The sequence below is a fragment of the Planococcus glaciei genome (assembly GCF_900099655.1).
Lineage (GTDB): Bacteria > Bacillota > Bacilli > Bacillales_A > Planococcaceae > Planococcus > Planococcus glaciei.
Map to the genome: position 1 here is coordinate 157,643 of NZ_FNDC01000004.1, position 26,570 is coordinate 184,212.

At 46.0% G+C, this 26,570-nt stretch carries 27 protein-coding genes; 22 read left to right on the top strand and 5 right to left on the bottom strand.

The window, feature by feature from the left end:
• Positions 1–85 precede the first annotated feature (85 nt).
• Complete coding sequence (locus BLQ32_RS07485) at positions 86–958, top strand: 5'-methylthioadenosine/S-adenosylhomocysteine nucleosidase (RefSeq protein WP_074509794.1); 873 nt, start codon at positions 86–88, stop codon at positions 956–958.
• A 124-nt stretch (positions 959–1,082) separates the two neighbouring features.
• Here the strand turns inward: BLQ32_RS07485 and BLQ32_RS07490 are convergent, their stop codons facing one another.
• The gene (locus BLQ32_RS07490; RefSeq protein WP_074509795.1) at positions 1,083–1,538 is read right to left on the bottom strand and encodes a hypothetical protein; all 456 of its coding nucleotides are present in this window, start codon (positions 1,536–1,538) and stop codon (positions 1,083–1,085) included.
• 223 nt (positions 1,539–1,761) lie between these two features.
• Between BLQ32_RS07490 and BLQ32_RS07495 the strand changes: the two genes are divergently transcribed.
• From BLQ32_RS07495 to BLQ32_RS07505, 3 genes are all read left to right on the top strand, one after another.
• On the top strand, positions 1,762–2,529 hold the full coding sequence (locus tag BLQ32_RS07495) for an ABC transporter ATP-binding protein (protein WP_036803728.1): 768 nt from the start codon (positions 1,762–1,764) through the stop codon (positions 2,527–2,529).
• Positions 2,522–4,498 carry an FtsX-like permease family protein gene (locus tag BLQ32_RS07500; RefSeq protein WP_074509796.1) on the top strand — a complete coding sequence of 659 codons (1,977 nt, stop codon included), beginning with the start codon at positions 2,522–2,524 and terminating at the stop codon, positions 4,496–4,498. Before BLQ32_RS07495 ends, BLQ32_RS07500 begins: the two co-directional genes overlap by 8 nt.
• Before the next feature lie 198 nt (positions 4,499–4,696).
• Positions 4,697–5,818 (top strand): NADH-dependent flavin oxidoreductase, encoded by a 1,122-nt coding sequence (locus BLQ32_RS07505; RefSeq protein WP_074509798.1) that lies wholly within the window; start codon positions 4,697–4,699, stop codon positions 5,816–5,818.
• A 58-nt stretch (positions 5,819–5,876) separates the two neighbouring features.
• Here BLQ32_RS07505 and BLQ32_RS07510 read toward each other — a convergent pair whose 3' ends face one another.
• Both BLQ32_RS07510 and BLQ32_RS07515 read right to left on the bottom strand, forming a co-directional pair.
• Positions 5,877–6,092, bottom strand: a complete 216-nt coding sequence (locus BLQ32_RS07510; RefSeq protein ID WP_074509800.1) for a helix-hairpin-helix domain-containing protein — start codon at positions 6,090–6,092, stop codon at positions 5,877–5,879.
• 175 nt (positions 6,093–6,267) lie between these two features.
• The gene (locus BLQ32_RS07515) at positions 6,268–7,179 is read right to left on the bottom strand and encodes a DMT family transporter (protein WP_036803740.1); all 912 of its coding nucleotides are present in this window, start codon (positions 7,177–7,179) and stop codon (positions 6,268–6,270) included.
• A gap of 223 nt (positions 7,180–7,402) precedes the next feature.
• Between BLQ32_RS07515 and BLQ32_RS07520 the strand changes: the two genes are divergently transcribed.
• The 12 genes from BLQ32_RS07520 (at position 7,403) to BLQ32_RS07575 (ending at position 18,112) form a co-directional block, all read left to right on the top strand.
• Positions 7,403–7,855 carry a putative immunity protein gene (locus BLQ32_RS07520; protein WP_036803743.1) on the top strand — a complete coding sequence of 151 codons (453 nt, stop codon included), beginning with the start codon at positions 7,403–7,405 and terminating at the stop codon, positions 7,853–7,855.
• A gap of 227 nt (positions 7,856–8,082) precedes the next feature.
• Positions 8,083–8,943, top strand: coding sequence for a PPK2 family polyphosphate kinase (locus BLQ32_RS07525; protein ID WP_036803746.1), 861 nt, complete (start codon positions 8,083–8,085; stop codon positions 8,941–8,943).
• A 141-nt stretch (positions 8,944–9,084) separates the two neighbouring features.
• A complete protein-coding gene (locus BLQ32_RS07530) occupies positions 9,085–9,411 on the top strand; it encodes an ArsR/SmtB family transcription factor (protein WP_074509802.1) in 327 nt (108 codons plus the stop codon).
• Between the two features lie 57 nt (positions 9,412–9,468).
• Positions 9,469–9,969: an SRPBCC family protein gene (locus BLQ32_RS07535; protein WP_074509803.1), complete on the top strand. Its 501-nt coding sequence runs from the start codon at positions 9,469–9,471 to the stop codon at positions 9,967–9,969.
• A 309-nt stretch (positions 9,970–10,278) separates the two neighbouring features.
• Positions 10,279–11,079: an SDR family NAD(P)-dependent oxidoreductase gene (locus tag BLQ32_RS07545; RefSeq protein WP_074509804.1), complete on the top strand. Its 801-nt coding sequence runs from the start codon at positions 10,279–10,281 to the stop codon at positions 11,077–11,079.
• 466 nt (positions 11,080–11,545) lie between these two features.
• On the top strand, positions 11,546–12,514 hold the full coding sequence (locus tag BLQ32_RS20025; protein WP_244890331.1) for an alpha-amylase family glycosyl hydrolase: 969 nt from the start codon (positions 11,546–11,548) through the stop codon (positions 12,512–12,514).
• Positions 12,515–12,724: 210 nt separating this feature from the next.
• Complete coding sequence (locus BLQ32_RS20030) at positions 12,725–13,060, top strand: alpha-amylase family glycosyl hydrolase (RefSeq protein WP_244890332.1); 336 nt, start codon at positions 12,725–12,727, stop codon at positions 13,058–13,060.
• A gap of 11 nt (positions 13,061–13,071) precedes the next feature.
• Complete coding sequence (locus BLQ32_RS07555) at positions 13,072–14,364, top strand: ABC transporter substrate-binding protein (protein ID WP_074509806.1); 1,293 nt, start codon at positions 13,072–13,074, stop codon at positions 14,362–14,364.
• A gap of 88 nt (positions 14,365–14,452) precedes the next feature.
• Positions 14,453–15,334 carry a carbohydrate ABC transporter permease gene (locus tag BLQ32_RS07560; protein ID WP_074509808.1) on the top strand — a complete coding sequence of 294 codons (882 nt, stop codon included), beginning with the start codon at positions 14,453–14,455 and terminating at the stop codon, positions 15,332–15,334.
• Positions 15,327–16,175 carry a carbohydrate ABC transporter permease gene (locus tag BLQ32_RS07565; RefSeq protein WP_074509914.1) on the top strand — a complete coding sequence of 283 codons (849 nt, stop codon included), beginning with the start codon at positions 15,327–15,329 and terminating at the stop codon, positions 16,173–16,175. The genes BLQ32_RS07560 and BLQ32_RS07565 overlap by 8 nt, the downstream gene beginning before the upstream one ends.
• A 25-nt stretch (positions 16,176–16,200) precedes the next feature.
• Positions 16,201–17,295 carry a zinc-dependent alcohol dehydrogenase gene (locus BLQ32_RS07570; protein ID WP_074509809.1) on the top strand — a complete coding sequence of 365 codons (1,095 nt, stop codon included), beginning with the start codon at positions 16,201–16,203 and terminating at the stop codon, positions 17,293–17,295.
• Positions 17,296–17,317: 22 nt separating this feature from the next.
• On the top strand, positions 17,318–18,112 hold the full coding sequence (locus BLQ32_RS07575) for a sugar phosphate isomerase/epimerase family protein (RefSeq protein ID WP_074509811.1): 795 nt from the start codon (positions 17,318–17,320) through the stop codon (positions 18,110–18,112).
• A gap of 54 nt (positions 18,113–18,166) precedes the next feature.
• Here the strand turns inward: BLQ32_RS07575 and BLQ32_RS07580 are convergent, their stop codons facing one another.
• Positions 18,167–19,135, bottom strand: a complete 969-nt coding sequence (locus tag BLQ32_RS07580; protein WP_074509812.1) for a sugar phosphate isomerase/epimerase family protein — start codon at positions 19,133–19,135, stop codon at positions 18,167–18,169.
• Positions 19,136–19,335: 200 nt separating this feature from the next.
• On the opposite strand from BLQ32_RS07580, the gene BLQ32_RS07585 reads away from it, so the two are divergent.
• From BLQ32_RS07585 to BLQ32_RS07610, 6 genes are all read left to right on the top strand, one after another.
• Positions 19,336–20,325 (top strand): LacI family DNA-binding transcriptional regulator, encoded by a 990-nt coding sequence (locus BLQ32_RS07585; protein WP_074509814.1) that lies wholly within the window; start codon positions 19,336–19,338, stop codon positions 20,323–20,325.
• Positions 20,326–20,415: 90 nt separating this feature from the next.
• Positions 20,416–21,387 (top strand): substrate-binding domain-containing protein, encoded by a 972-nt coding sequence (locus BLQ32_RS07590; RefSeq protein ID WP_053166242.1) that lies wholly within the window; start codon positions 20,416–20,418, stop codon positions 21,385–21,387.
• 68 nt (positions 21,388–21,455) lie between these two features.
• A complete protein-coding gene (locus BLQ32_RS07595) occupies positions 21,456–22,970 on the top strand; it encodes a sugar ABC transporter ATP-binding protein (RefSeq protein ID WP_074509815.1) in 1,515 nt (504 codons plus the stop codon).
• Entirely contained in the window at positions 22,963–23,937 is a 975-nt protein-coding gene (locus tag BLQ32_RS07600) for an ABC transporter permease (protein ID WP_074509817.1), read from the top strand. The genes BLQ32_RS07595 and BLQ32_RS07600 overlap by 8 nt, the downstream gene beginning before the upstream one ends.
• Before the next feature lie 11 nt (positions 23,938–23,948).
• On the top strand, positions 23,949–25,007 hold the full coding sequence (locus BLQ32_RS07605; protein WP_074509819.1) for a Gfo/Idh/MocA family protein: 1,059 nt from the start codon (positions 23,949–23,951) through the stop codon (positions 25,005–25,007).
• A gap of 54 nt (positions 25,008–25,061) precedes the next feature.
• A complete protein-coding gene (locus BLQ32_RS07610; RefSeq protein WP_074509821.1) occupies positions 25,062–25,523 on the top strand; it encodes a GNAT family N-acetyltransferase in 462 nt (153 codons plus the stop codon).
• Between the two features lie 53 nt (positions 25,524–25,576).
• Here the strand turns inward: BLQ32_RS07610 and BLQ32_RS07615 are convergent, their stop codons facing one another.
• Complete coding sequence (locus BLQ32_RS07615) at positions 25,577–26,455, bottom strand: GNAT family N-acetyltransferase (RefSeq protein ID WP_074509822.1); 879 nt, start codon at positions 26,453–26,455, stop codon at positions 25,577–25,579.
• Positions 26,456–26,570: the final 115 nt, after the last annotated feature.

Genomic DNA, 26,570 nt, shown 5'->3' on the forward strand with positions numbered 1-26,570 from the left:
CCAGAAGGTTAGCAAAAGCTAACTTCTCTGGCTTTTTTTGTGTGGACAGACGTGGGAAGGACTTAACAACTAGGAGGAAGACAGCATGAGAAAAGTGAAAACCTATCAAATTTGGGTACTGGCAATGGCGATTTTGCTAATTCTTGCAGGATGCAGTTCAACAGGCGAAACAGAAGCGAAAGAAAAACCGCAACGTCCGATTTTAATTCAAGGGCCAATGCCGATTGAAGCGGAAAAGTTTGCTGAACGTTTGGAAAATGTGAAAGTAGAAGAAGCAGGGTCGACCTTTGAATTTTACATTGGGACAGTGGAAGGGTATCCAGTGATTGTAACCAAGACGGGGAAAGGGATGGCAAATACCGGTGCTGCAACTGCATTGGCCATTGAAAAATACAATCCCGCAGCAATCATCAACCAAGGAACATCAGGCGGACACGATCCAGCACTGAACGTCTTTGATATTGTGCTTGGCGAGCGTTCTGTAAATATAGGAGCTTTGAAAACAGGGGATTTAGCAAAAGGTGAAGGCATCGAGCCAACGGAATGGAAGCCGATGGACTTGATGGCTTCAGAAGGCAGTGCCGGAGAAGACCCGGATGCTGAAAATATTCGTTACTATGAAGGCGACAAAGAATTATTGGCTGCAGCTAATGCAGTAAAAGATACGCATACTAAAGGGAAAGTTGTAGAAGGAACAATCGGTTCCGCTGATTTCTGGAACAATGAAGTGGACCGCATCAATTGGATCCATGAGAAATATGGCACCTCTGTTGAAGAAATGGAAACTGCATCCGCTGCGCAAATTTCTGCAGCATACGATATTCCATTCCTCGGCATTCGCATTTTATCAAATAATAAAACAAACGACGGTGCTTACAATCCGGATACAGCAGCAGCGAATCAGGATTATGTGTTTGAAGTGGTAAAAGAATACATTTCCAGTCTTTCAAGCAAGTAAGTAAATTAAAAGATGGCTATAAAAACATATGAGGTTTGAAGGCTGTCGAGTGTTTCTCGATAGCCTTTTTCTTTTCGCTTCATGTGGTCGCTTTCTACTGCGCCTTTACTCGGGTCCGAGAGTTTCAATGCCAGTTCATCTGTTCAATCAATCGCGCTATCAGAATCTGGAAGTCGCGTTCGGGATAGCGTTCCTTGCTCTTCTTGAGTTCTTCAGCAGCATAGCTGGCTGCTTCCTCATAGCTCGAGTGATTAGCTACAGCGCCTTGGCTTGTGTACATGGGAGAAGTTCCATTGATCTGCACAAACCGGAATGTTATATAAGGATGTTGTTCGTTTGGATGTTTCGTATCTTCAGACGTCAAAACATCATTTTCACTAAAGTAAGACTGCTGATTTTCGGTAGCCAGGCCGATGCGCTTCAATAGCCACAAGGCGGTGTACCCCGTTGGTGCTTCTTCACGCAGGTTGAGGAATATTTCTGGAATCGTCTGGGCAACTTTCGGGAACGGGTTTGCTCCATTTGTTAAGTAGACAAAATAAGCGGGAGCGGCTTGGTCTTTCAGTAACTTTTCAATCATTGGTCTGCCTCCTAAAGAATTGAATTAATAATAAAAAACAAGGTCTTTCGATACAGTATAACAGTAAAAAATTTCAAATAATCTTTGTGGTTACCTTAATTTTTCTTTCATATACTTAAAAAGGTATCTTACGAAATCGTAAGATACCTTTTTCGATTGTAAGAAACGGTACAGGCAGACCGCATTTTTCTGTCGTATAGTTAAAAGAAAGGAGGGGTTAGCAATGGCCTTATTAGAAATTAAGAATCTGAAAAAAGTATATACGGCTCGTTTTTCCAACCAGCAAACCGAAGCACTTTCGACGGTCAACTTCTCAGTGGAAAAAGGCGAGTTCGTCTCCATCATGGGCGAGTCCGGTTCCGGGAAAACGACGCTTTTGAATATTATTTCGACTTTGGACGAGGCGACAGGCGGAGAAGTTTATCTGGATGGAAAACCCCTATCCAATATCAAAGACAAAGAAATATCCGCTTTCCGCCGGAACACCTTGGGCTTTGTGTTCCAGGATTTTAATCTGCTGGATAATTTCACGATCAAAGACAACATCCTGTTGCCGCTCGTGCTGTCAAAAACTCCGGTAGCGGAAATGGAAGAGCGGCTGATTCCGATTGTCCGCAAGCTGGGAATTGAAGCCCATATCAACAAATACCCATATGAAGTTTCAGGCGGACAAAAGCAGCGGGTAGCTGTGGCGCGGGCATTGATCACACAACCGAAAATCATTCTGGCAGACGAACCGACCGGTGCCCTCGACTCGAAGGCTTCGCAAAACTTAATGGAAATATTAAAGGGCATCAATGAAACAGGGCAGACGATTTTGATGGTCACACACAGTACGCGCGCAGCAAGTTTTTCAAGCCGGGTCTTATTCATCCGCGATGGCTCCGTCTACCACGAAATTTACCGGGGCGAGCAGACTTCAGACGAATTCATGGAGCGCATTTCCCAATCATTGACGGTGTTGTCGAGCCGGGGTGGCAAAGATGAATAATCGCTTTTTCACTTCTTTGGCCGTTCGCAACATCAAATCGAACCAGCAATTGTATGTGCCGTATTTGCTGTCGTCGACTGCAATCATCACGATGTTCTATTTGATGTCTTCTCTTTTGACGAATAAATTCGTCCAGGAACGTTCAAGTGTGTTGCCGACGCTTTTTGCAATGGGAACGATTGTCATCGGGATCTTCTCGTTTATCTTTATTTTGTATATCAATAGTTTTTTGATCAAAAGAAGAAAAAAGGAAATCGGCCTTTACGGAATACTGGGCTTGGAAAAAAAGCATGTGGCGAAGATTTTGTTTTTTGAAACGCTCATCACCACGTTTGTGAGCATTGCCGGAGCGCTGATTGTAGGGCAGGTTTTCGGCCGCTTGTTTTTCATGCTGCTGAATTACCTGCTCCGTTTGCCGACAGATATCAATTATTCGACAAGCCCGATGACGGCTTTGATCACGGCAGGCTTGTTCGCTGGAGTATTTGCGATCACTTATCTGTACAACGTCAGCCAGTTTACATTCGCCAATCCGATTAAATTGTTGAAAGGCAAAAAAGAAGGCGAGAAAGAACCGAAAGGATCGATTCTTCTCTTTATCCTGTCTCTTGTTTTATTAGGCTGGGGCTACGGCATTTCGCTGACCATTGCCGATCCACTCAGCGCGATTTCAAAGTTTTTCCTTGCGGTGTTGCTGGTCATTATGGGAACTTATTTATTATTTATCACGGGTTCGATTTATATTTTAAAGGCGTTGAAGAAAAACAAACGGATCTACTACCGCCCCGGGCCTTTCATCTCCATTTCAGGCATGCTGTACCGGATGAAGCAAAATGCGGTGGGCTTAGCGAATATCTGCATTTTGGCTTCGATGGTGATCATTGCCGTGTCGACAACGGTCACTATTTTTGTCGGGACAGAGGAAACATTGGAAAATCGTTTTCCGAAAGAAAACAACATGACCCTTAACGGAACGGACTTATCGCAGGAAGAGTTGAATACGCAATTTGTGGGGCTGCAGGGCAAGTTCCATGAAGAAGCACAGAAAATAGAGCTTAAAGTGACAGATATGGAAAGTTATCGCTACTTGACTGTGTTTGGAAATTTGGAAGGGAATCGCCTCGTATTTGAAGAAGGGTTCCCGGCAGCAAATGTCCCTTTATATATCCAGGTGCTCTTATTGGAAGATTTTAATGAAATGGCCGGAAAACAGATCGAGCTTTCAAATGGCGAAGCGCTGTACTACCATTCAAAGGGAGCTCTCAATCAGCAGAATATTGTAATCGGGGATCAGGAGTTCAAATTGAAAGAAGCCGACTACGATTTTGGGGGAGAAGCAGCCATTGTCACGACGATGGTTCTAATTGTTCCTGAGCTTTCCCAGATCGAAATGATTTCAGAAATCTATCAGCAGGAATTGCCGCAGGCCAATCCGGCGAGCATTGATGCCTTCATCGGTTGGAACACAGACGGCACAAATGCCCAGAAGAAAGCACTGGGCAAGCAGATGAAGCAATTATCCAGCGCTTCAGAATCACTCAGTTTCGAATCCAGAGAAGCCTTTCGGGAGGAATGGTACAGCATGAATGGCGGGTTCCTGTTTCTCGGGATATTCCTTGGATTGCTGTTTACGATCGGCACGGTCTTGATCACTTACTTCAAGCAAGTATCGGAAGGCTTTGATGACCGGGAGAAATTCCAGATCATGCAAAAAGTCGGCCTCGACAAAGACATGATCCACGAATCCACCCGTTCGCAAATTGTCTGGATGTTCCTGCTGCCAATTGTGACGGCAACCATCCACGTCATTTTTGCCTATCCGATTGTCCGCAAAATGCTGACGGTGTTCGGTGTGACGAGTGAAATCACCTGGCTGTTGTCGTTCACAGGAGTCGTAATTGCGTTCGGCGCCATTTACTGGATGATTTACCGCATCACTTCAAGAGTCTATTACAGTATTGTGAAATAAATTCAATGAAGAGCTGTTCGAGGACCCTGTCCACTGAATGGCTCTTTTTTCAGCCTAAAGACTGAAATGGTGTTCAAAATGAGCATATTAATACCTTTTTGTTTTATTTTCAAATAGCATTTACCTATACAGGAAACGGAAACCGGCATCGGTTTTCAGCAAGGGCAACTGGGTATAGACCTTTAAGGAGGAATTCATTTGAAAATCAAAACAGAAAATATATTTGAACCATATACATTTACATCGGGCTTAACCGTAAAAAACCGGGTTATGATGGCCCCGATGACAATCTCCTCTTCCGATGCGAACGGAGATGCAACGGACGCCGAACTGGCGTATTACAACCGCCGGGCCAAAAGCGGGCTGGGCGCTGTCATCACCGCTTGTGCATTCGTTGAACCGTTAGGCGCCGGATTCCCGGATTCCATTGGAGCGGACAGCGATGAGCGCATTCCAAGTCTAGCGCGTGTGGCTGAATCCATTCATGACGGCGGAGCCAAAGCGATTCTTCAGATTTTCCATGCCGGCCGCATGTCCAATTCGAAATTGCTGAACGGCGAACAGCCGGTGTCAGCAAGCAATGTCGCCGCCCCGCGCCCGAATGCGGAAACACCGCGTGAAATGGCACCAGAAGAAATCGAAGCCACGATTGCTGCTTTTGGCGAAGCCACAAGACGCGCGATACAGGCAGGATTCGACGGAGTGGAAATCCACGGAGCCAATACGTACTTGGTGCAGCAATTTTTCTCCCCTCATTCTAACCGCCGCACCGACAAATGGGGTGGGGATGTAAACGCACGGATGGCGTTTCCATTAGCGGTCATCGAATCGATTCAAGAAGCGGTGGCTAAATATGCCGAGAAGCCGTTTGTCATCGGCTACCGGATCAGCCCGGAAGAACGGGAAGAACCGGGCATTACGATGGACGACACGCTGCTGTTTTTATCTGCCATTGTGGACAAAGGCATTGATTACATCCATGCATCTGTCGGCAGTTTCTTCGGCGGATCGATTCGGGAAGACGATGTCCGTTCACGCGTGGAAATGATCCAGGAACATATTGGAGACCGTGTGCCGGTCATCGGCGTCGGCGGCCTGCAGACGCTTGAACAAGTGAAAAAGGCGCTTGAAATCACGCCGCTTGTATCACTTGGCCATGCCTTGATCATGGATCCCGAATGGTTGGTGAAAGTGAAGAAAAGCCAGGAGAAAGAAATTTTTCAGGCGCTTCACCGCAGCAAAAAGGATGAACTGGACATTCCCGAAAACTTATGGAACATGGTCGCGAATGCGCCGGGCTGGTTCCGCGTAGAAGACTGAGCGAAAAAAGCCGCGTTTCCAGTGAATATACTGGAAACGCGGCTTTTCTGTTGCGGGCTCATTGCGCGTCTTCTGAAAAAGACAGCCTTTTTTCGTGAAGAGCCTCGCGCAGAATTCTGATAGCTTTTGGCCCAACGCCGTGCAACTTCAAAAGATCTTTTTCTGAAACAGTGGTGAATTGCTCCAGATGCGTGAAGCCGGCGAGCAATAAAGCATTGGTTGCAGGGCGTCCTATGCCCTGCGGCAAACTGTGTTCAACTTCCTGCTGTGCCATCTTAATCCCTCCAGCCCTTCTTGCTGTAAATATACTGCCAGCCTAAGAAAATTGCAATGCTTATAATTTCAGGAGCGATTCCTGAACTCTTGGAAAATAGGAATGCTGTCAATTCGTTATACCATTAAAAAGCTGCAGCCCATAAGTTTGGCTGCAGCTATCGTTTTGGATGAAGTTACGAAGATTCAGCAGTCCGGCTGGAATGTGTCCGCCGGCTTCTTCTGCTGAGGACATTGACGATCAATACCCCTGAGATGGCAATCACTCCGCCGATAAGCGAAAGTCCGGTCGGCAGTTCATGCAGCCACATCCAGGCAACCAGGATTGCGACGGCCGGTTCCAAATAAATCATGCTCGATACGGAACTGGCACTGCTCAAAGACAAGGCAGTGGACCACGTGACATAAGCGATGGCAGCCGGGAAAATGCCGACATACAGCGTGGATAAATGAGCTTCCAGCGTCGCATTTTGCAGTGCTGTAAAAATGCCCGGCGAAAAGATGAAGAACGGCAATGTGCCGGCCCAAGTGAAATAAGCCGTCAGTTCGATTGCTGAGTAGCGCCCCAACAAGTTTTTCTGGTACACAAAAAAGATGGATGTCGCAAAAGCCGCAATCAGGACCAGCAAGGCGCCTTTATTGAGCGTCAGCGATGCGCCAGCAGCCCCAAACGCAATCAGGACAATGCCGATAAAGCCGACGCCAAGGCCGATCCAGCCGATTCCCGTCAAACGTTCTTTCAGCACGACGGCTGCAATCAATGCAGTGAAAATCGGGCCGGAGCCAACCAGCATGCCCGCGGTGCCGGCAGAAATGGTCTCCATCCCGAAAGTGACGCAGATATGATAAATGCTGATGCCAATCCAGCCAAGAACCAATATGCTCCAAATGTCTTGCTTGCGTGGCAGCCGGAATTTTGTGCCGGGCCACAGCGCATAGGCCAGGAACAGCAACGAAGCAATGACAAACCGCACCAGGACCATTTGTCCGGCATCGTAGCCGCCTTGGAGGCTGACGCGGATGGCTGCAAAAGATGATCCCCATATAAGAACAGAAAATAATGCCAGTGAAAAAGCTTTTGTATTCAAAAATTTTCCTCCAGTAAACACGATGAATTTATAAAACAACAGCTTCTATTATATTCGGAAACATAGGAAATGTCTTTTATTCCAGCTCTTTCTTAAATGCATATTGAAAAATTATTCCAGTTCCTCTTTATTTTGTTTCAATAGTTCTATATTTTTATTGAAAACCTTCCTCTATAATTTAAAGGATAAAGGGAAAAATGGTGAGTGAAATGGGGGAAGTGCAATGGCATCGCAAAAATTTACAGACACAGAGATAAAAAAATCAATCGATGAATTATTGGAAAAAACAGACCACCGGACAGCGGCATGTTGGGCAGCTGACTGTGCTGAGCGTGTTCTTTCCTATTATGAGCAGTATCACCCTCAAGACGGGCGGCTGCGAAAGGCGGTTCAAGCAGCTCAGCGATGGGGAAAAGGAGAGCTTCCGACTCGAGACGCCCGCGAAGCAGCTTTTCCCGCTCATGCAGCGGCACGTGAAGCGACGGATGAAATTGCAATTGCAGCAGCCCAAGCAGCAGGGCAGGCAGGCGCTACTCCTCATAGCATCGGCCACGCAGTTCATGCATCCACTTATGCCGTCAAAGCAGTGGCGCTCGCTAACGATTTTGATGAAGCGGCAATTGCGGAAGAACGGAACTGGCAGTATGCCTGTTTAAAAGAATGGGTCCGCTCTTAAAACGGAATGCTGCTATTTTTAACTCTAAAGAACAGCCTGTCTCCTGCCTGTAAGCAGGAGGCAGGCTTTTTCTATGGCATGAAATTTACAAATCTGCCATACATATCGCCTTCTCTGCCGTTTGTTGTTTGAAAGGAAGGGTAATCTAGAAAAGAACAGTAACTTTCTTAATGGAAATCCCATTATTGTAAAATATGGAACCACCAGCTTACATAAGGAGGAATAGTATGGATATGAACAAATACCGGGTCAAGCCGGATGAACAAGTAGAGTTGTCCAATTACCAGACGGCTGAGCAAGATCGGCCAACCGAAGAAGAACTGCAAGACAAGTTGATTCCCGAGAGCCTCGAAAAATTAAAAGCACTCTACACGAAATTGCGTGCAGAGGAAGAGAAAGGGATCGTCGTTGTCCTTCAGGCGATGGATGCCGCAGGAAAAGATGAAGCCATCAGTTACGTTTTTTCAAATCTGGCGGCACAGGGATTAAAAACGACGTCTTTCAAAAAGCCGACAGAAGACGAACTGAAACACGATTATCTTTGGAGATTTCACAAAGGACGCCCGGCAAGAGGGGAAATCGGCATTTTCAACCGCTCCTATTACGAAGAAGTGATTGCGCCGAGAGTCCACAACCTATTGGAAGATACGCCGCTGCCGAATGAACTGATTGGTGATGATATTTGGAAAGTGCGCTACCGCCAAATCAATGATTTTGAAAGATACTTAGTGGAAAATGGATTCCCAGTCGTTAAATTCTTTTTTAATATGTCCAAGGACGAACAGAAAAAACGCTTGCTGGAGCGCATGAAAGATCCTGAAAAGAATTGGGAATTCTCGTTTAACGATGTCAAAGAACGGGAGCATTGGGACGGATATCAGGACATTTTTGAAGACTTGATCAATCATACTTCTACAGAGTATGCACCCTGGTATGTGCTGCCTGCCGATGATGAATGGTATTCACGTTACCTCATTTCCGAAGTGATGGTCGAGTTGCTTGAAAAAATTAACCCGCAATTACCGGTTATTTCCGGCGAAGAAAAAGAGAAATTGGATGAAGCCATTAAAAAATTAGAAAACGAGTAGTGCTGCTACTGCCTTAACCTTCTGAAAAGCGATGGTTAAGGCAGTTTTCTTTTTACAGAAAAAGAAGTAAACTGATAAAAAGTCCGAAAAGTCAATTAATACTTCTTTACAGGAATATTCCTCGAGGAGTATATTGTAAGTATGAAAATATTACTGAATTCACTAGCTGAACCGACGCGTTGGAATATCGTCGAATTGTTGAAAAAAGGTCCGCTGGCAGTCGGAGAAATTGCCGAGGAGCTGGGGCTTCGGCAGCCGCAGGTATCCAAGCATTTAAAAGTATTAAGCGAAGCCGGAATTGTGGCAGTCCATCCCATTGCAAACCGCCGTGTCTATCAGCTGAACCCCGAACCGTTTCAGGAGCTGCAGGAATGGGCTGAATCTTATCGACACCTTTGGGAAGAGCGGTTTGACCGATTGGATGATTATTTAATGAAAGTCGAGAAACGTGGAGAGAAGGAAAAATAATTGCCCCTGCAGGTCGTGGAGCCAATGGAGTATAACCCATCCTAAGGAGGAATTAGAATGTCAGTCAACAAAGATTCAAATGAAGCTTTTACAAAAGTCGAGGGATTGGAGTTGGTGATGGAGCGGTTTTTCATGGCGCCGAGGGAGCTTGTTTTTTCAATGTACACGGAGCAGGAACACATTCAAAATTGGTGGGGGCCGAATGACTGGAAGACGACGGTTTATCAGATGGATGTGCGGCCAGGCGGCATTTGGCATTATTGCATGCGTTCAGAAGATGGGCAGGAAGCGTGGGGGAAAAGCACTTATTTGGAAGTGGAAAAACCCGGACGGCTCGTTTATGACGACGTTTTTTCCGATGAAAACGGAAATGATGTGGAAGGTTTTCCAATCATGAAAATTACTGTCGATTTTGTGGAAGAAGGAAACGGAACACGCATTGTCACCCGGACTTTGTTTGAATCCGAAGAGGACTTAAAACAGGTAATGGATATGGGAGTAGTCGAAGGCATGACGGAAACCTTCAATCGCCTCGAACAGTACTTGGATCAGCAATAGCAGAAAACGCAGCGGAAATAGAAACGGCCACCCTAGAAAGTGAAATTCAAGGGTGGCCGTTTTTTAATGTTAGAGAAATAGCAGATTGATCAGGACGGTCAGGATAATTGACAGAACGATTGAAATGATAATGCTCCCCATACAAGACATGCGCATAGCCTTCCCACCTTTTTTCCTGTTTCTCTCCTTTTCCTGCTTTCCATCTGCATTAAACAATTTTTCTTGCAGATCCTGCGTTTGGCTGATGCAGCTGAAAGGGAAAAGGGGAACCATTCTCGATAAAAACTTAAACAAGATGGAGGAATGCTCATGGCTATTTTTTCGAACGACTCATTAAAACAAAAACATGTGCTGATTACAGGCGCTACTGGCGGCATTGGATATGAAACGGCGAAGGTGCTGGCGGGCATGGGGGCGAGACTTACCGTAACAGGCAGAAACGAAGAAAAGTTGCTCGAGTTGAAGCAGGAACTGATTCCATTGGCGGGAGAAGAAAATATTTTCGTGAAAACAGCAGATTTGACGGACGAGGCAAGCCGTGAAGAACTTGTGGAAAGTTCTGCGAAAGCCTTAGGTTTTATAAACGGCCTCGTCAATTCAGCCGGCATCGGCGGAGGCGGTGTAGTGGAAGAGCTGGATGAAGAAACGGTGGAACGGGTCATGGATGTGAATTTCAAATCTACGCTTTTTCTGACACAATTGGTATACCGCAGAATGCTTGAACAAAAAGAAGGCGACATTGTAAACTTGTCTTCATTATCAGGACTCCGGGGCACGCATGGCAACACGGCTTATGCCGCCAGCAAATTTGCGGTCATTGGCTGGACGCAGTCGATGGCGCTGGAAGCGATTGAACACAATATCCGGGTCAATGCCGTTTGTCCCGGATATGTAGAAACAGAAATGGCCTGGAACAGCATCCGGAAGAAAGCGGAAAAGAACGGCATATCGTTTGAAGAAGGAATGAAAGAAGCCGCCGCTGCAATCCCGTCCGGCCGCATATCAACAACCGAAGAAGTGGCAAATACGATTGCCTTCCTGCTGACAGATGCGGCCCAAAATATTGTAGGCGAGTCATTGAAGATTTCAGGTGGGAACTTCATGAGGTGAAAGGGGGAAAGGACCTGCTTACCCCCATGCTGGAAGCTGAACAAGCTGCTCGATTTCCAGAAGGAAATCAGTGGCTTTCTTTTTTGGCTAAGAAGTCCTGGAAAATGCTCCTGTTCTTTCCATCCGCCTCCTGTTTTTAATCTCTCCCTGATCGCTCGTCTAAAACGCTAAATTCAGTTTGACAGGATGGGCTATCTATTATATGTTTTAAGCAAAAGAATGATACGAAACAAATATGGATTTTGCAAAAGCATACTTTTATTGGTCGAAAAGCACTGCGAAGCGGGAGGTGCCTATGGAACAGATAAGAGCACGGCTTTTTTTTATCTATAATTATCGGAATATTGAGATTTATTTAGAGGGTATATGCAAAGCTATTGAACGGCTAATACAGATGCCCTTAAAACACAGGAAACCGGTTTGGGATGAGACCGATTTAGTGCTGGTCACTTATGGAGATCAATTTTTGGAAAAAAACCACTCTGGCTTATACACATTGAGAAAAGTATACGGCCGGCATTTCGTTGAGCTGTTTGAAATTGTTCATCTCCTTCCATTTTACCCTTCTTCTTCGGACGATGGATTTGCAGTCATCGATTATAAAGCAGTGGACCCGGCGATAGGTGATTGGGAAGAGGTGAGGCAGTTTTCTCAGTCCGCTCGGCTGATGTTCGATTTGGTCTGCAATCATGTTTCGGCAAAAAGTGAATGGTTCCTGGAATACGTGAAAGGAAATTCTGTTTACCAGAATTACTTTATTGAAGCAGATCCTGCGGAAGATCTGAGTGAAGTTGTCAGGCCGCGGACTTCTCCGCTATTGACAAAATTCATATTGGCGAATGGAGAAGAAAAGCATCTTTGGACTACGTTCAGCGAAGATCAAGTGGACTTGAATTTTGCTCACCCTGCTGTATTGGCAGAAATAGTTGATGTTTTGCTTTTCTATTTGGAACAAGGAGCCGAATATCTCCGTTTGGACGCTATTGGATTTATATGGAAAGAAATTGGGACACCGTGCCTTCATCACGAAAAGACCCACCAAATCATCAAATTGTTCAGAGAAGTTATAGACAGAGCGGCACCCGGCACATTGCTGCTTACTGAAACCAATGTACCTCATCAAGACAATATTTCTTATTTCGGCAATGGACATGACGAAGCTCATCTTGTTTATCAGTTCCCTTTGCCCGCACTGGTCCTGTACTCGATACACTTTGAAAATACCCGTTTTTTAAAGGAATGGGCTAACAGCCTTCCGAAAACCGCTCCTGAAACGACGTTCTACAACTTTTTAGCGTCACATGACGGGATTGGACTGAATCCGGTCCGCGGCATTCTGCCGGAAGAAGACATCAAAGAGATGGCAGAACAAATGAAACGGGAAGGGGCTTTGATTTCTTACAAGACAAATGAAAGTGGAGAAGCGATTCCTTAAGAAATCAATGCCACTTATTTTGATGCACTGAGTAAAAGAGGTGACGGGGATGAGCTGCGGATTAACCGTTTTCTTGCAGCGCATTCTATTCTATTGGGTTTGCCGGGAATCCCTGCTATTTACATTCAAAGTATTTTAGGGTCGTGCAATGATTATAAGGGTGTAGAAAAAACGGGAGCACCCCGGTCCCTCAATCGCCAAAAGTTTGAGATGGATGCCATCGAACAAGAGCTGAAGCAAACCGGGACAGTGAGAAACCGGATTTATCAAGGACTTGCCAGGCTGATTAAACTAAGGAAAGCGGAGCGGCTTTTTCACCCAAATAGCCATATGGAGGTGGTGGATTGCGGTGATTCAATTTTTTCCTTTTACCGGATGGCGTCTGGAAACGAACGTATTTTGCTGGTTCATAACCTGTCCAATCAATCGGTCTACGTACCCGGGACGGGACGCTTCATGGATATTTTCACGGAACAGCAAGTGGATTTTAAAGAAGGAATCGATCTTGATCCCTATCAATTTTTGTGGTTAAAACCCATCGATTAGGAGGAGAAAAGATGAACAGAAAATACCTGAGTTTTTTTTCAATCTTATTAATTGTCTTGTTAGCTGCATGCGGTGGTGAAGAAGCCGGGGATACCGAAAACGTAACAATTGAATTTATGCATTCGTCTGTCGAGCAGGAGCGTTTGGCGGTCATTACGGAACTGATTGAAAAGTTCCAGGATGAAAATCCGACAATTACCGTAGAACAAGTCCCGGTTGAAGAAGATGCCTACAACACAAAAGTGGTCACTCTGGCCAGTGCCGGTCAGCTGCCGGAAATTGTAGAGGTAGGCCAGGATTACGCGAAAGTGATGGATAAAGATGAACTGATTGATAAAGAGGTCGTGCAGGCGGTTATCGAAGAAGCAGGGGCTGACAACTTCTATGAAGGGGCGCTGAAGCTGCTTGCCACGGAAGATGGAAAAAGTTACACGGGATTGCCGATTAGCGGATGGGTTCAAGGCATCTGGTATAACAAAAAAATGCTTGAATCACAGGGGTTTGAAGAACCTGAAAACTGGGAGCAAGTGATGGAAGTTGCAAAAGCTTTTACTGACACAGCCGGCAAAAAGTACGGCATTGCCATCCCGACTGTAGAAGGCGGCTTTTCGGAACAAGTCTTTTCCCAATTTGCTTTGTCGAACAATGCCAATGTATTAAATGCGGATGGTGAACTGGCCATCAATACACCGGAAATGAAAGAAGCTTTGCAGTATTATCAGGAGCTTGCTCAATACACCATGCCGGGATCAAACGATACCACAGAAGTGAATGATGCCTTTATGAACGAATCGGTTCCGATGGCTATTTACTCGACTTATATTCTGCCGGGTGTCTTTGATCAAGGGAAAGCGGAAAACATCGGCTTTGCCATTCCGACCAATGAAACAAAAGCGGTATACGGTTCTGCTTCAGCTTTGACCGTGACATCCGGTCTGGAAGATGCCCAAAAAGAAGCAGCCCAGCAATTTTTGACGTTTATGGCACAGCCGGAAAACATGACCAAATGGGTTTTAATGTCTCCAGGCGGAGCTCAGCCGGTTAGCGATTTGGTCACAGAAAATGAAGAATATCAGTCAAACGAAGTGGTTAATGCTTTCGGGGACTTATCCACCGAGATCGCTTCATCTTTCAACGACATTCAAGTATTTGGTTTGGTCGACGGCAAAAACTACTTGAAAATGGGGGACATTACGAGTTCTGGAGAAATTCCGAAGATGATCAACGGAGTAACGGTCGGCGGCCAAAGCGTCGATATAGCCATTGAAGGGGCGGAAGCCTCCCTGAAAGAAATTCTGAAGTAAAGAAAAGAGGGGATGCCTGTTTAGGCCATCCCCTGCCTGTATTTACAGGGCAATGGCAAGGTGAGAATGCCGGAAATGGAGGCAAACTATGAAACGGAAACCCAAAAAGAAAAACGACAACAAGCTAGCAGCGTTGCTGCTATTTCCAAGCATTTTTTTAATTTTATTGCTTGTTGCGTATCCAATGGTTTCAAACCTTCAAATCAGTTTTTTCGAACAGTCCATCAATCCGAATCTGGATCCAACATTTATTGGTTTTGAAAATTACAAAGAAATTTTAACGGATGGTGTTTTTCTAAGGTCGCTGGGCATTACGTTTCTTTATACGTTTCTTACGGTTGTAGGGAGTACGGTTGTCGGATTGGCAGTAGCGATTTTGTTCAACCGGCCATTCAAATTCCGGAAAATTTCCCGTTCATTGATTATCGCATCTTATGTGGCACCTTCAATTTCTTTGGTATTTGCTTGGAAATACATGTTTAACAATAACTATGGAATCATCAATTATGTAACGGTGGATGTTCTCCATCTCTTTGATCAGGCCCCGCTTTGGTTTGACCGGCCGGGCAGCAGTTTTGTGCTTGTTGTGATATTTGCCATCTGGCGGTATTTCCCTTACGCGTTCATTTCCTTTTTAGCCATTCTCCAGACCATTGACAACACGTTGTACGAAGCGGCGGAAATAGACGGTGCTTCTGCGTGGGAAAAATTCAAGGTGGTGACTTTGCCTGCTATCATGCCAGTACTCATTATTGTTGTGACTCTCCGGGCCATCTGGATGTTCTACATGTTTGAAGATGTCTACTTATTGACGAACCAAGTCAACACACTGGGCATTTATCTGTATGAAACCGCTTTTGCTTTTAATGATCTTGGGAAAGCTGCGTCGATATCGGTTATCCTCTTCATTATTCTATTCGCGGTTATCATTCTAATGAGAAAGCGGGTGAATGCTGATGGCAATGGCTAGCAGCAGAAAAGATAAACGAACTCGAAAAATCTTCTTTTACTTAGGTTTGGCGATTGTGTTGATTGTATCGCTTTTTCCATTTTTCATCATGCTGATGACGTCTTTGAAAAACTCGGCTGAAGCGATTGCCCAAGTGCCTACACTGCTTCCAAAGCAATGGACGCTTGAACATTATGTAGATATCTTCAATCCGGTTTTGTTTCCTTATATTACGTATTTCAATAATAGTTTAATCGTTTCATTGATGGTTGCAGCCATTTCCGTCTTATTTTCAATTTTTGGCGCGTATGCTTTATCCAAATTGAAATTTTTTGGGCGAAGCACCATCAACTCCAGTTTTTACATCGTATATATGTTTTCCGGGCTTTTGCTGGTCGTACCGCTCTTCAAGATCATATCGAGTTTAAATCTTTACGATACAAGAACCGCATTGGTCATTACACTGATTGTCCAGACCTTGCCGGCTGCTATTTATATGCTAAAAAGCTATTTTGATACGATTCCGGACGATCTGGAAGAAGCAGCTATGATGGACGGGCTTAACCGCATACAAATCATCTTCTACATCATCATCCCATTGTCCATTTCCGGCATCATCTCAGTCTTTGTGTACGCCTTTATGATTGCCTGGAACGACTTTTTATTCGCATCCATTTTTTTATCAAGCTCAGAAAACTTCACACTACCGATTGGCTTGAATACACTGTTCAGTACGCCTGATTATGTGTGGGGACGGATGATGGCTGCTTCGATTGTCACTGCTTTGCCGGTCGTTATCATGTATGGAATTACCGAGCGTTATATCAAGGGCGGGGCAACTGAAGGCGGTGTGAAGGGCTAATCGAAAGAAGGAGAGTTTAAGCAAGATGAAAAAGCTTGTAGCAATTAAACCAAGAGTTGCGGCTTTAGTTGATTATGAGGACCGGGCAGTTTTGCCGAATGAAGTGAAAATTGCAGTGGAAATTGCTTCACCTAAGCATGGAACCGAAGTCGCTGATTTCAGGGGGCAGTCGCCTTTTGTAGAAGAAGAATTTTCCGAAGAATGGCGAATGTTCATGCCGAGAAAGGAAGGGACGGCAAGAGGCATTGTATTTGGAGAGTTGCCGCTTGGAAATATGATTGTCGGCCGGATTATTGAAGCCGGGAATGATGTGGTTGATTTTCCGGTAGGCGAAACGGTTTGTACGTACGGTCCAATCAGGGAAACGGTAATTGTCAACGGCCTTAACAATCCCCGCTTGCGAAAAATGCCGCTAGGGGGCAAGTGGCAAAATGCGATTTGCTACGATCCGGCTCAATTTGCCTTGAGCGGCGTTAGGGATGCCCATGTCCGGGCAGGTGATTATGTGGTCGTAGTTGGACTTGGCGCAATTGGGCAAATTGCAGTTCAATTGGCCAAACGGACAGGCGCAAGTTTAGTGATCGCTGTAGATCCAATCGGACATCGCCGAAAAGTGGCACTTCGAAACGGCGCTGATCTGGCAATTGATCCACAGACGACAGATGCCGGGTTTGAAATTAAAAAACTGACCAATAAAGTCGGGGCGGATGCCATCATTGAAACAAGCGGAAACGCTGCAGCCCTCCAAGGAGCTTTAAAAGGCATCGGCTACGGGGGGATTATTTCCTATGTCGCTTTTGGGAAGACGTTTCCGGAAGGCCTGAATTTTGGGCGGGAAGCTCATTTTAATAATGCGAAAATTGTCTTTTCCAGGGCGGCCAGCGAACCGAATCCGGATTACCCGAGATGGAGCCGCAAACGGATTGAAGATACCTGCTGGGAGCTTTTGATGACTGGGCACCTCAATTGTGAAGACATTATTGATCCCGTGATTCCTTTTTATGAAAGTGCTGAAGCGTATATCAAATTTGTCGACCAGCATCCTGAATTAAGCATCAAGATGGCGATTGATGTAAAAAAAGAATCGATTCACAATCTAAAGGTAGTGCCGGAAGCGTAAGCAGGCGATAGGAGGAGCACGAATGCAAATCGTTACACAAGACCAGCCCTTTTTCCCAAAGGGGATTCAAGAGAAGTTTCGCTTTATCCAGGGAATGGGGTTTGACGGGTTTGAAATGGACGGCAAATTGCTGGTGAACAATCTTGAGGAGGTCCAACGAGCGATAGCGGCAACCGGACTGCCGGTTGCATCTGCATGCGGAGGCTACAGTGGATGGATTGGGGACTTCGATGAGGAAAAGCGGCTTAATGGCTTAGCGGAAATCGCTGGCATATTGAGAGCGCTTCAGGAAGTGGGGGGGAAAGGAATGGTCGCGCCGGCTGCTTGGGGAATGTTTTCATATCGCCTGCCGCCGATGGTGCCGCCAAGAAACAAAGAAGCCGATAAAAAAGCCGTTACGGAATCTTTAGGATTCCTGAACCAAATTGCTGAAAAGACGGAAACGCTTCTTTTCCTTGAGCCGTTGAACCGCTATGAGGACCATATGATCAATACCGTTGCCCAAGCTAGAAGCTATATTGATGAAAATGGCTTTAAACAAATTAAAGTCGTCGGAGATGTATACCATATGAATATTGAAGAAGACCATACGGCCGAGTCGCTGTTCCACAACCGCGACATCATCCGGCACATTCATTTGGCCGACAATCAGCGGTATCAGCCTGGAAGTGGATCAATTGATTTTAAGGAGCTGTTTGGGGTGCTGAAAAAAATGCAATATGAAGGACTTTTAACGCTGGAGTGTCGGGTCAAAGGAGAAAATTTGAAGCAGGCTTATGCAGAATCACTCCATTTTCTAAAAGAGTTGGAAAACTGACCGGTTGCACCATTAAAAAGGGCCATGGCTGTGAACAAGCCAAGACCCCTTTTTTTAAGTCCACCACATTTTTGCCGTAGGTTCTCTCAGTAAAAGCGGCATTAAATTATCCACTGCTTTCGTAAATCCTTCTTCTACAGACATCAATCCGTCTTCATGTTCGATACTGACGACGTAATCGTAATCGTAGAGCCGCAAAGTGCTGATGATATCCGCCCAGGTTTTTTGATCATGGCCAAAACCGACCGTCCGGAAATACCAGGCCCGGTCGCGCATCTGGGAATAATCGGTCATATCGGTAAGGCCGTTGCGGTTCATGTTTTGCTGGTCAATGATGGTATCTTTGGCATGGAAATGGTGAATGGCGTTTTCCCGCCCGAGTATTTTAATGGCTTCGACCGGATCGATGCCTTGCCACCACATATGGCTTGGATCAAGGTTGGCGCCGATTGCCGGGCCGCACGCTTCCCGCAGGCGGAGCATGGTAGCAGGGGTATGCACGGAAAATCCGCCGTGGAGTTCCAGGCCGATCTTGACTTTCAATGATTCGGCCAGCTCATTTTTTTCTTTCCAATAAGGAATCAGCTTTTCTTCCCATTGCCATTTCAGTATTTCCTGAAAATCGGATGGCCAGGCAGCCACCGGCCAATTTGGAAAAAGCGCATGCTCATGGTCGCCTGGACAACCTGAAAATGTATTGACGACAGGCACGCCAAGTTCCGAAGCCAATTGCATCGTTTTTACCAATAATTCATCCGCCGGTTCACTAAACTTTTTCTGGGGATGAAGCGGGTTCGTGTGGCAGCTTAAGGCGCTGATGACAAGTCCATGGTCGCTGATCTGCTGCTTGAAGCGCTGAAGTTTGTCTGCATCATTCAGCAGCTCATCAACATTGCAATGAGCATTCCCCGGATAGCCGCCCGTACCAAGTTCCACAGCTTCAATGCCTTTTGATGATACATAACCCAGCGTTTCCTCCAAGCTCTTCTCCGAAAATAAAACCGTAAAGACGCCTAATTTCAATGCCAAAACCTCCTTTTAAAATGTCAGAAAATACAGAAATGTAATCCATTACATTCTTAACATAACCAAATTTTCTTGTGAAATCAATAGATATTGCCGAATAAAAAACTTATTGACAGATTATTCAGATTAATTTACGATAAAAATGTAATCGATTTCATTTTAATTTTTAAGTGGGATTTTGGAAAGTAGGAAAGCATATGGCCAATATTCAGCAGGTAGCAAAACAGGCAGGAGTATCTGTAGCCACAGTCTCAAGAGTGTTGAATGGGCAAAACACGGTTTCATCGAAAACAAAAACGAAAGTGGAAGAGGCGATAAAATTCCTGAATTATGAACCCAGCATGCTGGGGCGGAATTTGCGGAATTCCGAAAGCCGGATCATCCTGATTTTAATCCCGAACATCTCCAATCCGTTTTACTTGGATATCATCAAAGGGATTGAAAACATGGCACTCAGCCAAGGCTATAACATCCTGTTGTGCGAGACCGATTCGAATCCGGACAAAGAAAATATTTATTTTGATCTGGTGAGAAAAAAGATGGCAGACGGCATTGTGTCGATGGACCCGGCAGTCAATGTGGACACCTTGAAAGAGCTGGCCCGGACATACGCCATTATTCAATGCAGCGAATACGGGGGCGGCATCGGCATTCCTTATGTGACAATCGACAGTGAAGAAGCATCTTACCGCGCGGTAAAGCATTTGATCCAAATCGGGCATACAAAAATTGTGCTGATGAACTCGGATGAAAAGTTTTTATATGCGAGAGAACGGAAAGCCGGCTATCAGCGGGCTTTGAAAGAACATGGCATTGCTTTGGACAAAGATTACGTGATTTACACCCAGGAACTTAGCTTTGCGCATGGCCAGCAGGCGATGAAAAAAATCCTGGCTTTGCAGGACCGGCCAACAGCCGTTTTCGCGGTATCGGATTTGTTGGCGATCGGGGCATTAAAGGAAATCAATGCTTCCGGCCTCCACGTGCCAAATGACATCGCCGTAGTCGGCTTTGATAAAATCGATTTTTCGAATATGACCAATCCGACTTTGACGACTGTTGCTCAGCCCATGTACAAAATGGGGACGACGGCGGCAGCTATGCTGATTGATAAGATCAAAGGCAGGGAAGTGGACAGCGTCATACTCGACCATGAACTGATCATCAGGGAATCGACGTCCGGATAAACAGTGGCAAGAGGCAATAAGGTAATCGGTTCAGGGTTTTTGTGTAATCGCTTACATTTTGACGGTTAAAAAAACAAAGGGGTGAATCGAATGAAGAAATTATTGATGTTATCGTTGATTACCGTATTTGGTTTAGCAGGCTGCGGCAGCAATGAAGAAGCCGGGTCAAGCGGAGGAGGCGGAGCAGAAGACGATACACTGACAATCGGCATATCCTTGCCTTCTGCAACGCACGGCTGGATGGGGGCGTTGATCGACAGCGCTGAAAAGCAGGCGCAGGCTTTAAAAGAAAGCGACGGCATTGAATACGTCATGACCAATGCAGCGGATCCCAACAAGCAAGCGAATGATGTGGACGATTTGATCGCCCAGGACGTCGATGTCATTGTCATGCTGCCGATTGAATCAGCTGCGCTGACGCCGGTCGGCCAGAAAATAAAAGATGCCGGCATACCACTGGTCATCGTGGACCGGGAACTGGAAAATGATGCAGCAACCGTAGTGGTTAAAGGCGACAACGAAGGCATCGGTGTCAACGCCGGCAAGTATTTTATCGAACAGCTGCAGGGCAAAGGAAAGATTGTTGAAATCAGCGGACCGCCAAGTTCGGTAACGGAACAGCGGGGCTCCGGATTTAAGGAAGCGGTGGAAGGGCAGGAAGGCATGGAAATCATTGCTTCACAAAGCGGCGATTTCTCTACTGAAAAATCACTGGAAGTCATGCAGAACATCTTGCAGGCCAATCCTCAAATTGACGCGGTATTTACGCAAGATGACGGAATGGCATTAGGCGTCTTGCAGGCGATTAAAGAAGCAGGCCGCACCGATATCAAATTCGTTACAGGAGCGGGCGGCGCAAAAGAAGTATTTGAAGACATGAAAAATGACGGCTTGATGAAAGCGACATTCCTGTATTCACCGACGATGGTGGAGGATGCAGTGAAAATTGCCGCTGATATTGCAAAAGGTGAAGAACCGGCAGAACCGATGGTCGTCAAAGAAGCGACGCAAGTGACCAAAGAAAATGTAGATGAGTATTACGATCCTGAATCTAAATTCTAACAGGAGGCCAGGAAATACAATGAGGTTCATTGTATTTCCTCTTTTCCTATATAAGGGGAGTTTGCGCCATGGATAGACAGCCTTTCCTGATGATGCAAAATATGGAGAAGTCATTCAACGGTGTGCCGGTTTTGAAAAATGTCACGCTGGAAGTTGAAAAAGGGGAAATTCATGCCTTATTAGGCGAAAACGGGGCAGGAAAGTCCACATTGATGAATCTGTTGGGCGGCGTCCATCAACCCGACGGTGGAACCATCCACATAAATGGACAAGAAGTAAAAATGGCCAACCCGCGGGTGTCCCAAGAACATGGTATCAGCTTTATCCATCAAGAGCTTAACATGGTGTCGGATTTGAGGGTGTATGAAAATATGTTTTTGGGCTCAGAACTCCGAAACAGAATGGGCTTTTTAAAAGTGGAAGAAATGTGCCAAAAAACATACGAAGTAATGGCAAAGCTGGGCGTCGACATCGACCCGAAAGAGTATGTGCGGAATCTGGCTACGTCCTATAAGCAGCTTATTGAAATTTCGAAAGCCTTGCTCCACAACTCCACGCTCATCATCATGGACGAACCGACCACTTCACTGGCCGAACACGAAGTAAACCGTTTGTTTGAACTGATGAGAAACCTGAAAAAGTCCGGCGTTTCGATTATCTATATTTCCCATAAATTGAAGGAAATTAAAACGGTGTGCGACCGCTTTACGGTTTTACGGGACGGGGAGCGGGTGAAGACTGGAGCCATTGAAGAGGAAGATATTGAAACCATTACTCGCCTGATGGTTGGAAAATCCATTTCGCAGGACCGCTTTATCCATGAACATCAATTCGGCCCAGTGTCGTTGGAAGTCGTCAACTTGACAAGCTCCGGCTTGTTCCGAAACATCCATTTTGCACTTAGGCAAGGTGAAGTCCTTGGGTTTACGGGCCTTAGCGGCGACGGCCGGACTGAACTGTTTGAAAGCTTATTTGGGTACCGGAAAAAATACAGCGGCGAAGTTCGGATCCACAGCAAATCGGTAAAAATAGATCATCCCCGAAAAGCGGTCAAAGCAGGCATCGGACTGGTGCCGAAAGACCGGAAAGAAAATGCCATCATCAAAGACTTGAGCGTCATCCATAACATGAGCCTGTCTTCCATGGGGCATTTTGAAAAATCAGGGTTTATCCAGGACCGGATGGAACGGAAAAAATTCCAGAAGTACAAAGAAATGCTCAATATCAAAGTGCACAATCCCCGGATCACCATCGACAAATTAAGCGGAGGCAACCAGCAAAAAGTGATTATTGCCAAATGGCTCGAAGTGGGCGCAGACATTCTCATCTTTGACAACCCGACGCAAGGAATTGACGTGGGCGCCAAGCAGGAAATTTATCATGAAATTGCCGAACTGGCCAAGTTGGGGAAATCAGTTATTATTCTTTCTTCAGAAGCGCCGGAAGTGCTTCGGATTTGCCATAACATCAATGTGATGTACCAAGGCGAAATAACGGCCAGATTTAGCGGTGATGAAGCTACCGAAGAAGAAATCATGAATTATGCTACTGGTTCAAAAAGGGAGGCTGCGAAAATTGGCTAACATCGATGCAAAAGAATACAAGCCCCAAGGTTCAACAGCCAAAAGCCGGCTTTCCTGGCTTTGGTCGGAATACAGCGTCATTATTGCTTTTGTCATTATCTTTATTGCCTCTTCCATCATGAACCCAAGATTTTTGGATATGAACAACCAGCTGAATATTTTGATGCAGGTGTCAATCATCGGCATTATTGCGATGGGGATGACGGTTGTCATGCTGTCAGGCGGCATCGATTTGTCGGTCGGCTCGGTCCTGGCTTTGGCGGGGGTAATTTCCGTCTTGGCGCTGAATGCGTCCGGCAGCATTCTGGTCGGCGTTTTCACAGCTTTATTGGTCGGTTCGTTTGCCGGTTTCTTAAATGGGCTGATGGTGGCTAAAGGCAGGATTGCCTCATTTATTGCCACGCTTGGGATGATGGCAGGCGCCCGGTCGATTGCGCTTTATATCGCAGACGGCGGCAGCGTATCCGGGGAAGTTACCGGATTTACCGCCATAGCCAACAGTGATTTCTGGATATTTGATGTGCCGGTCCTCATTTTCATCGCGATGACGGCGCTCGTCTTTATCCTGATGCACAAAACCCGTTTCGGCCGTTACGTCTATGCGCTTGGCAGCAACGAAAAAGCGGCGTTGCTGTCGGCCATCCGGGTAGACCGCATTAAAATCGGCGTTTATACCTTGATCGGGACGTTGGTCGGTGTAGCAGCTGTCATTGAGACATCCCGCTTGAATTCCATTTCATCCTCGAGCTCAGGCGCGCAGTATGAATTGGATGCCATTGCGGCTGTCATTATCGGGGGCACAAGGATGACCGGAGGGCGCGGAAAAATCATCGGCACCCTTTTCGGTGTTCTGATTTTGGGCATCTTGAATAATATGATGAACTTGATGAATGTTTCGCCGCATCTTCAAGGTTTTGTAAAAGGGCTGATCATCATCATAGCGGTCGTCTTTCAAAAAAGAGAATAGGGGGCAACAATATGGGCTATCGAGTAGGCATTATTGGTTGCGGCTCCATTACGAAAATGCGCCATGCACCTGAATATACGGCAAACCCGCATGTGGACGAAATTGTTTTTTATGACCGCAACCCGGACCGCGCGGAAGCACTGGCGGCTTTGTTCGGCGGAAAAGTTGCGGAAACGGTGGATGAATTGATGGAGGATCCAACAATTGACATGATCAGCGATTGTTCCTCTAATGAATATCACCATATTTTCTCTTCCAGAGCATTGCTGAGCGGCAAGCATGTGCTGTGCGAAAAGCCTATTTCGCTGACCATCGAGCATGCCAAAGAAATTCTCGATGCACAAAAAAAATCCGGCAAAAAACTGATGCTCGACCACAATCAGCGGTTTACGCGCGCCCATCAAAAAGCGAAAGAAATCATCGCGGGCGGAGAACTTGGAAACGTTTTGACGTTCCGTACCACGTTCGGGCATTCCGGTCCCGAACAATGGGGACACAATAAAACCAACTCGACCTGGTTCTTCAAAAAAGAACGCTCAGGCCTTGGTGTGGCAGGAGATTTGGGAATCCACAAAGTGGATGTGCTGCATTACTTGCTGGACGATGAAATTGAGCAAGCCAGCGCTTTTCAAGGTGCCTTGCACAAAGTCGACGAACAGGGCCAGCCGATTGAAGTGTGCGACAACATCGTCTGCAGTTTGAAAACAAAAAAAGGGCGGTTAGGAACCGCTTCGTTTTCCTGGACGCATTACGGCCAAGAAGACAATAGCACAGTCCTGTACTGCGAAAAAGGCATCTTGAAAATATACAACAGCGATGAATATCAACTGGAAGTGCTGACAAACAACGGCGAGAAAATCAATTACGAATTGGAAAGCATCCAGACAAACGACAATCAGACCAATACCGGCATGATCGATGCTTTTATTGAAAGCATCCGGCTGGACCATCCGCCGATGGTGACGGGGCAGGAAGCCTTATCGTCATTAGCGGTTATTCTGGCTATTTTAGAAGCAGCGGAGACAGGGCGTGTGGTAACGGTTGAAAGCGGGTCCCTCCAGTATTTTTAAGGAGGGGCTTTTAATAAGGAAAAGAAACGCCAGCAGGAAGAAGGAGCGAGCGAAGTGAAGGTGCGCGAAGCAACCGAACAGGAATATGAAAAAATCTACAGACAAGGGTACAGGGAATGGGCAAAAGGGCGTTCTCTTCAGCAATATATAACAGACAATCAAAAAGAAGAAACACTGGGCAAACGGTATGTCTTGGTAGATGGCAAGGAAAACATCATCGCTTCATTGATGCTGCTGGAGTTCAAACCTCGGTTGTTCGGGATTGGCTCGATTGTGGTGGAGCCGGAATTCCGGGGAATAGGCGCGGGAGCGCAATTGATCAAGGAAAGCTTGAAGCTGCATGCGGATGCGGCTTTCATGCTTTACAGCGAAATCGGCGTAGCTTATTATGAACGCTTCGGGTTCCGGGCACTGCCGGAGTCCTATCAAAGTTCGGTTCAAGCCATCTGCATGATTCGGGCGGATAAGGAATTATGCTTACAGATCCTGAAAGAGCCGGTCCCTCCATATTTTTAAAGACATAGAAAAAGAAGAACCGGAAGCGGAGGGCTTTTGGTTCTTCTTGCTGGTTACGCACCTTTTTCTGCTTTTGGCCGCCGGGTGCCGTACAGCATCCAAGGAGAAGGAAGGTCAAACTGGTGATTTTCCGGCAATGACTGAGCTTGTTCTTTCGTGAAGTCCATCCAGATCAACGCATCTTCTTGGACTTCCTGGCACAATTTTTTATGGGCAGAAGCGATGGTTTCCCATAAGCCGGGTTGGTCCATCAAGTCTTCCCAAGGATAAATGGCGTGCAGGTAATGATATTTTTTAATATCCCTTTTGGCGATTACCACCCGTGTGGCGTCTGCATTTTCGAAAAACGACCAAGTTTCCAGTTCGTCTTCTGCAAATAACTCTGGAGAAGCGGGAAACGGGTAATAGCATTCGTAGGGGAAAACGGCGCCAGTTTTTACATACAAGTCATGGACCCATTGTTTTTTCCGTTTTACATCGCTCAATTCGTTCCAACCAGCAGAACCGCTTTCCAGCTGGGACACATCTTTTGTAGTAGCTCCGTAAATGACTGCTTGGGGTGAGAGCCCAAGCTTTTCCAGAACACGCCGTGCCGGAAGATTTTTTTCCTGCGTGTTGGCACCGACCCAATGGATATCCGACAGCTTGAACGCTTCGTCCATGACTTGGGAAGTCAGCATGGTTGCCAAGTCTTTGCCTCTATACCGGATGTCGCTGCGAATTCTGCCGAGCATCGCGTAATGCTTGGCAAATATCGAGTAGCCGCAGACGCTGGCCAAGTGATCATCCAAAAATAAACCGAACAGGCGGTTTTGATCGGTAGTGACAAGCCGCTCAAAAATCCGTGTGACGTAATCATCTTCAATTCCTGTTTGCATTGCTTTCATATAAGGCAAATCTTCAAGGCTCAGTACACGTATTGTTTTTTCCATTGCCTGCACTCCCTGCTTCTGTCGGATTGACTGGTTTTCTAGTTTATTATAACTTTGAACAAAGGGACTATGCATGCAATTTGCTGCTGCAGCCAAAACAAAAAGCCGTTGGAAA

Excerpts from the sequence above, each read along its gene's own strand:
- BLQ32_RS07485 (WP_074509794.1), top strand. The coding sequence starts at position 86 with ATGAGAAAAGTGAAAACCTATCAAATTTGGGTACTGGCAATGGCGATT.
- BLQ32_RS07490 (WP_074509795.1), bottom strand. The coding sequence starts at position 1,538 with ATGATTGAAAAGTTACTGAAAGACCAAGCCGCTCCCGCTTATTTTGTC.
- BLQ32_RS07495 (WP_036803728.1), top strand. The coding sequence starts at position 1,762 with ATGGCCTTATTAGAAATTAAGAATCTGAAAAAAGTATATACGGCTCGT.
- BLQ32_RS07500 (WP_074509796.1), top strand. The coding sequence starts at position 2,522 with ATGAATAATCGCTTTTTCACTTCTTTGGCCGTTCGCAACATCAAATCG.
- BLQ32_RS07510 (WP_074509800.1), bottom strand. The coding sequence starts at position 6,092 with ATGGCACAGCAGGAAGTTGAACACAGTTTGCCGCAGGGCATAGGACGC.
- BLQ32_RS07520 (WP_036803743.1), top strand. The coding sequence starts at position 7,403 with ATGGCATCGCAAAAATTTACAGACACAGAGATAAAAAAATCAATCGAT.
- BLQ32_RS07525 (WP_036803746.1), top strand. The coding sequence starts at position 8,083 with ATGGATATGAACAAATACCGGGTCAAGCCGGATGAACAAGTAGAGTTG.
- BLQ32_RS07530 (WP_074509802.1), top strand. The coding sequence starts at position 9,085 with ATGAAAATATTACTGAATTCACTAGCTGAACCGACGCGTTGGAATATC.
- BLQ32_RS07535 (WP_074509803.1), top strand. The coding sequence starts at position 9,469 with ATGTCAGTCAACAAAGATTCAAATGAAGCTTTTACAAAAGTCGAGGGA.
- BLQ32_RS07545 (WP_074509804.1), top strand. The coding sequence starts at position 10,279 with ATGGCTATTTTTTCGAACGACTCATTAAAACAAAAACATGTGCTGATT.
- BLQ32_RS20030 (WP_244890332.1), top strand. The coding sequence starts at position 12,725 with ATGGATGCCATCGAACAAGAGCTGAAGCAAACCGGGACAGTGAGAAAC.
- BLQ32_RS07555 (WP_074509806.1), top strand. The coding sequence starts at position 13,072 with ATGAACAGAAAATACCTGAGTTTTTTTTCAATCTTATTAATTGTCTTG.
- BLQ32_RS07560 (WP_074509808.1), top strand. The coding sequence starts at position 14,453 with ATGAAACGGAAACCCAAAAAGAAAAACGACAACAAGCTAGCAGCGTTG.
- BLQ32_RS07565 (WP_074509914.1), top strand. The coding sequence starts at position 15,327 with ATGGCTAGCAGCAGAAAAGATAAACGAACTCGAAAAATCTTCTTTTAC.
- BLQ32_RS07570 (WP_074509809.1), top strand. The coding sequence starts at position 16,201 with ATGAAAAAGCTTGTAGCAATTAAACCAAGAGTTGCGGCTTTAGTTGAT.
- BLQ32_RS07575 (WP_074509811.1), top strand. The coding sequence starts at position 17,318 with ATGCAAATCGTTACACAAGACCAGCCCTTTTTCCCAAAGGGGATTCAA.
- BLQ32_RS07585 (WP_074509814.1), top strand. The coding sequence starts at position 19,336 with ATGGCCAATATTCAGCAGGTAGCAAAACAGGCAGGAGTATCTGTAGCC.
- BLQ32_RS07590 (WP_053166242.1), top strand. The coding sequence starts at position 20,416 with ATGAAGAAATTATTGATGTTATCGTTGATTACCGTATTTGGTTTAGCA.
- BLQ32_RS07595 (WP_074509815.1), top strand. The coding sequence starts at position 21,456 with ATGGATAGACAGCCTTTCCTGATGATGCAAAATATGGAGAAGTCATTC.
- BLQ32_RS07605 (WP_074509819.1), top strand. The coding sequence starts at position 23,949 with ATGGGCTATCGAGTAGGCATTATTGGTTGCGGCTCCATTACGAAAATG.
- BLQ32_RS07615 (WP_074509822.1), bottom strand. The coding sequence starts at position 26,455 with ATGGAAAAAACAATACGTGTACTGAGCCTTGAAGATTTGCCTTATATG.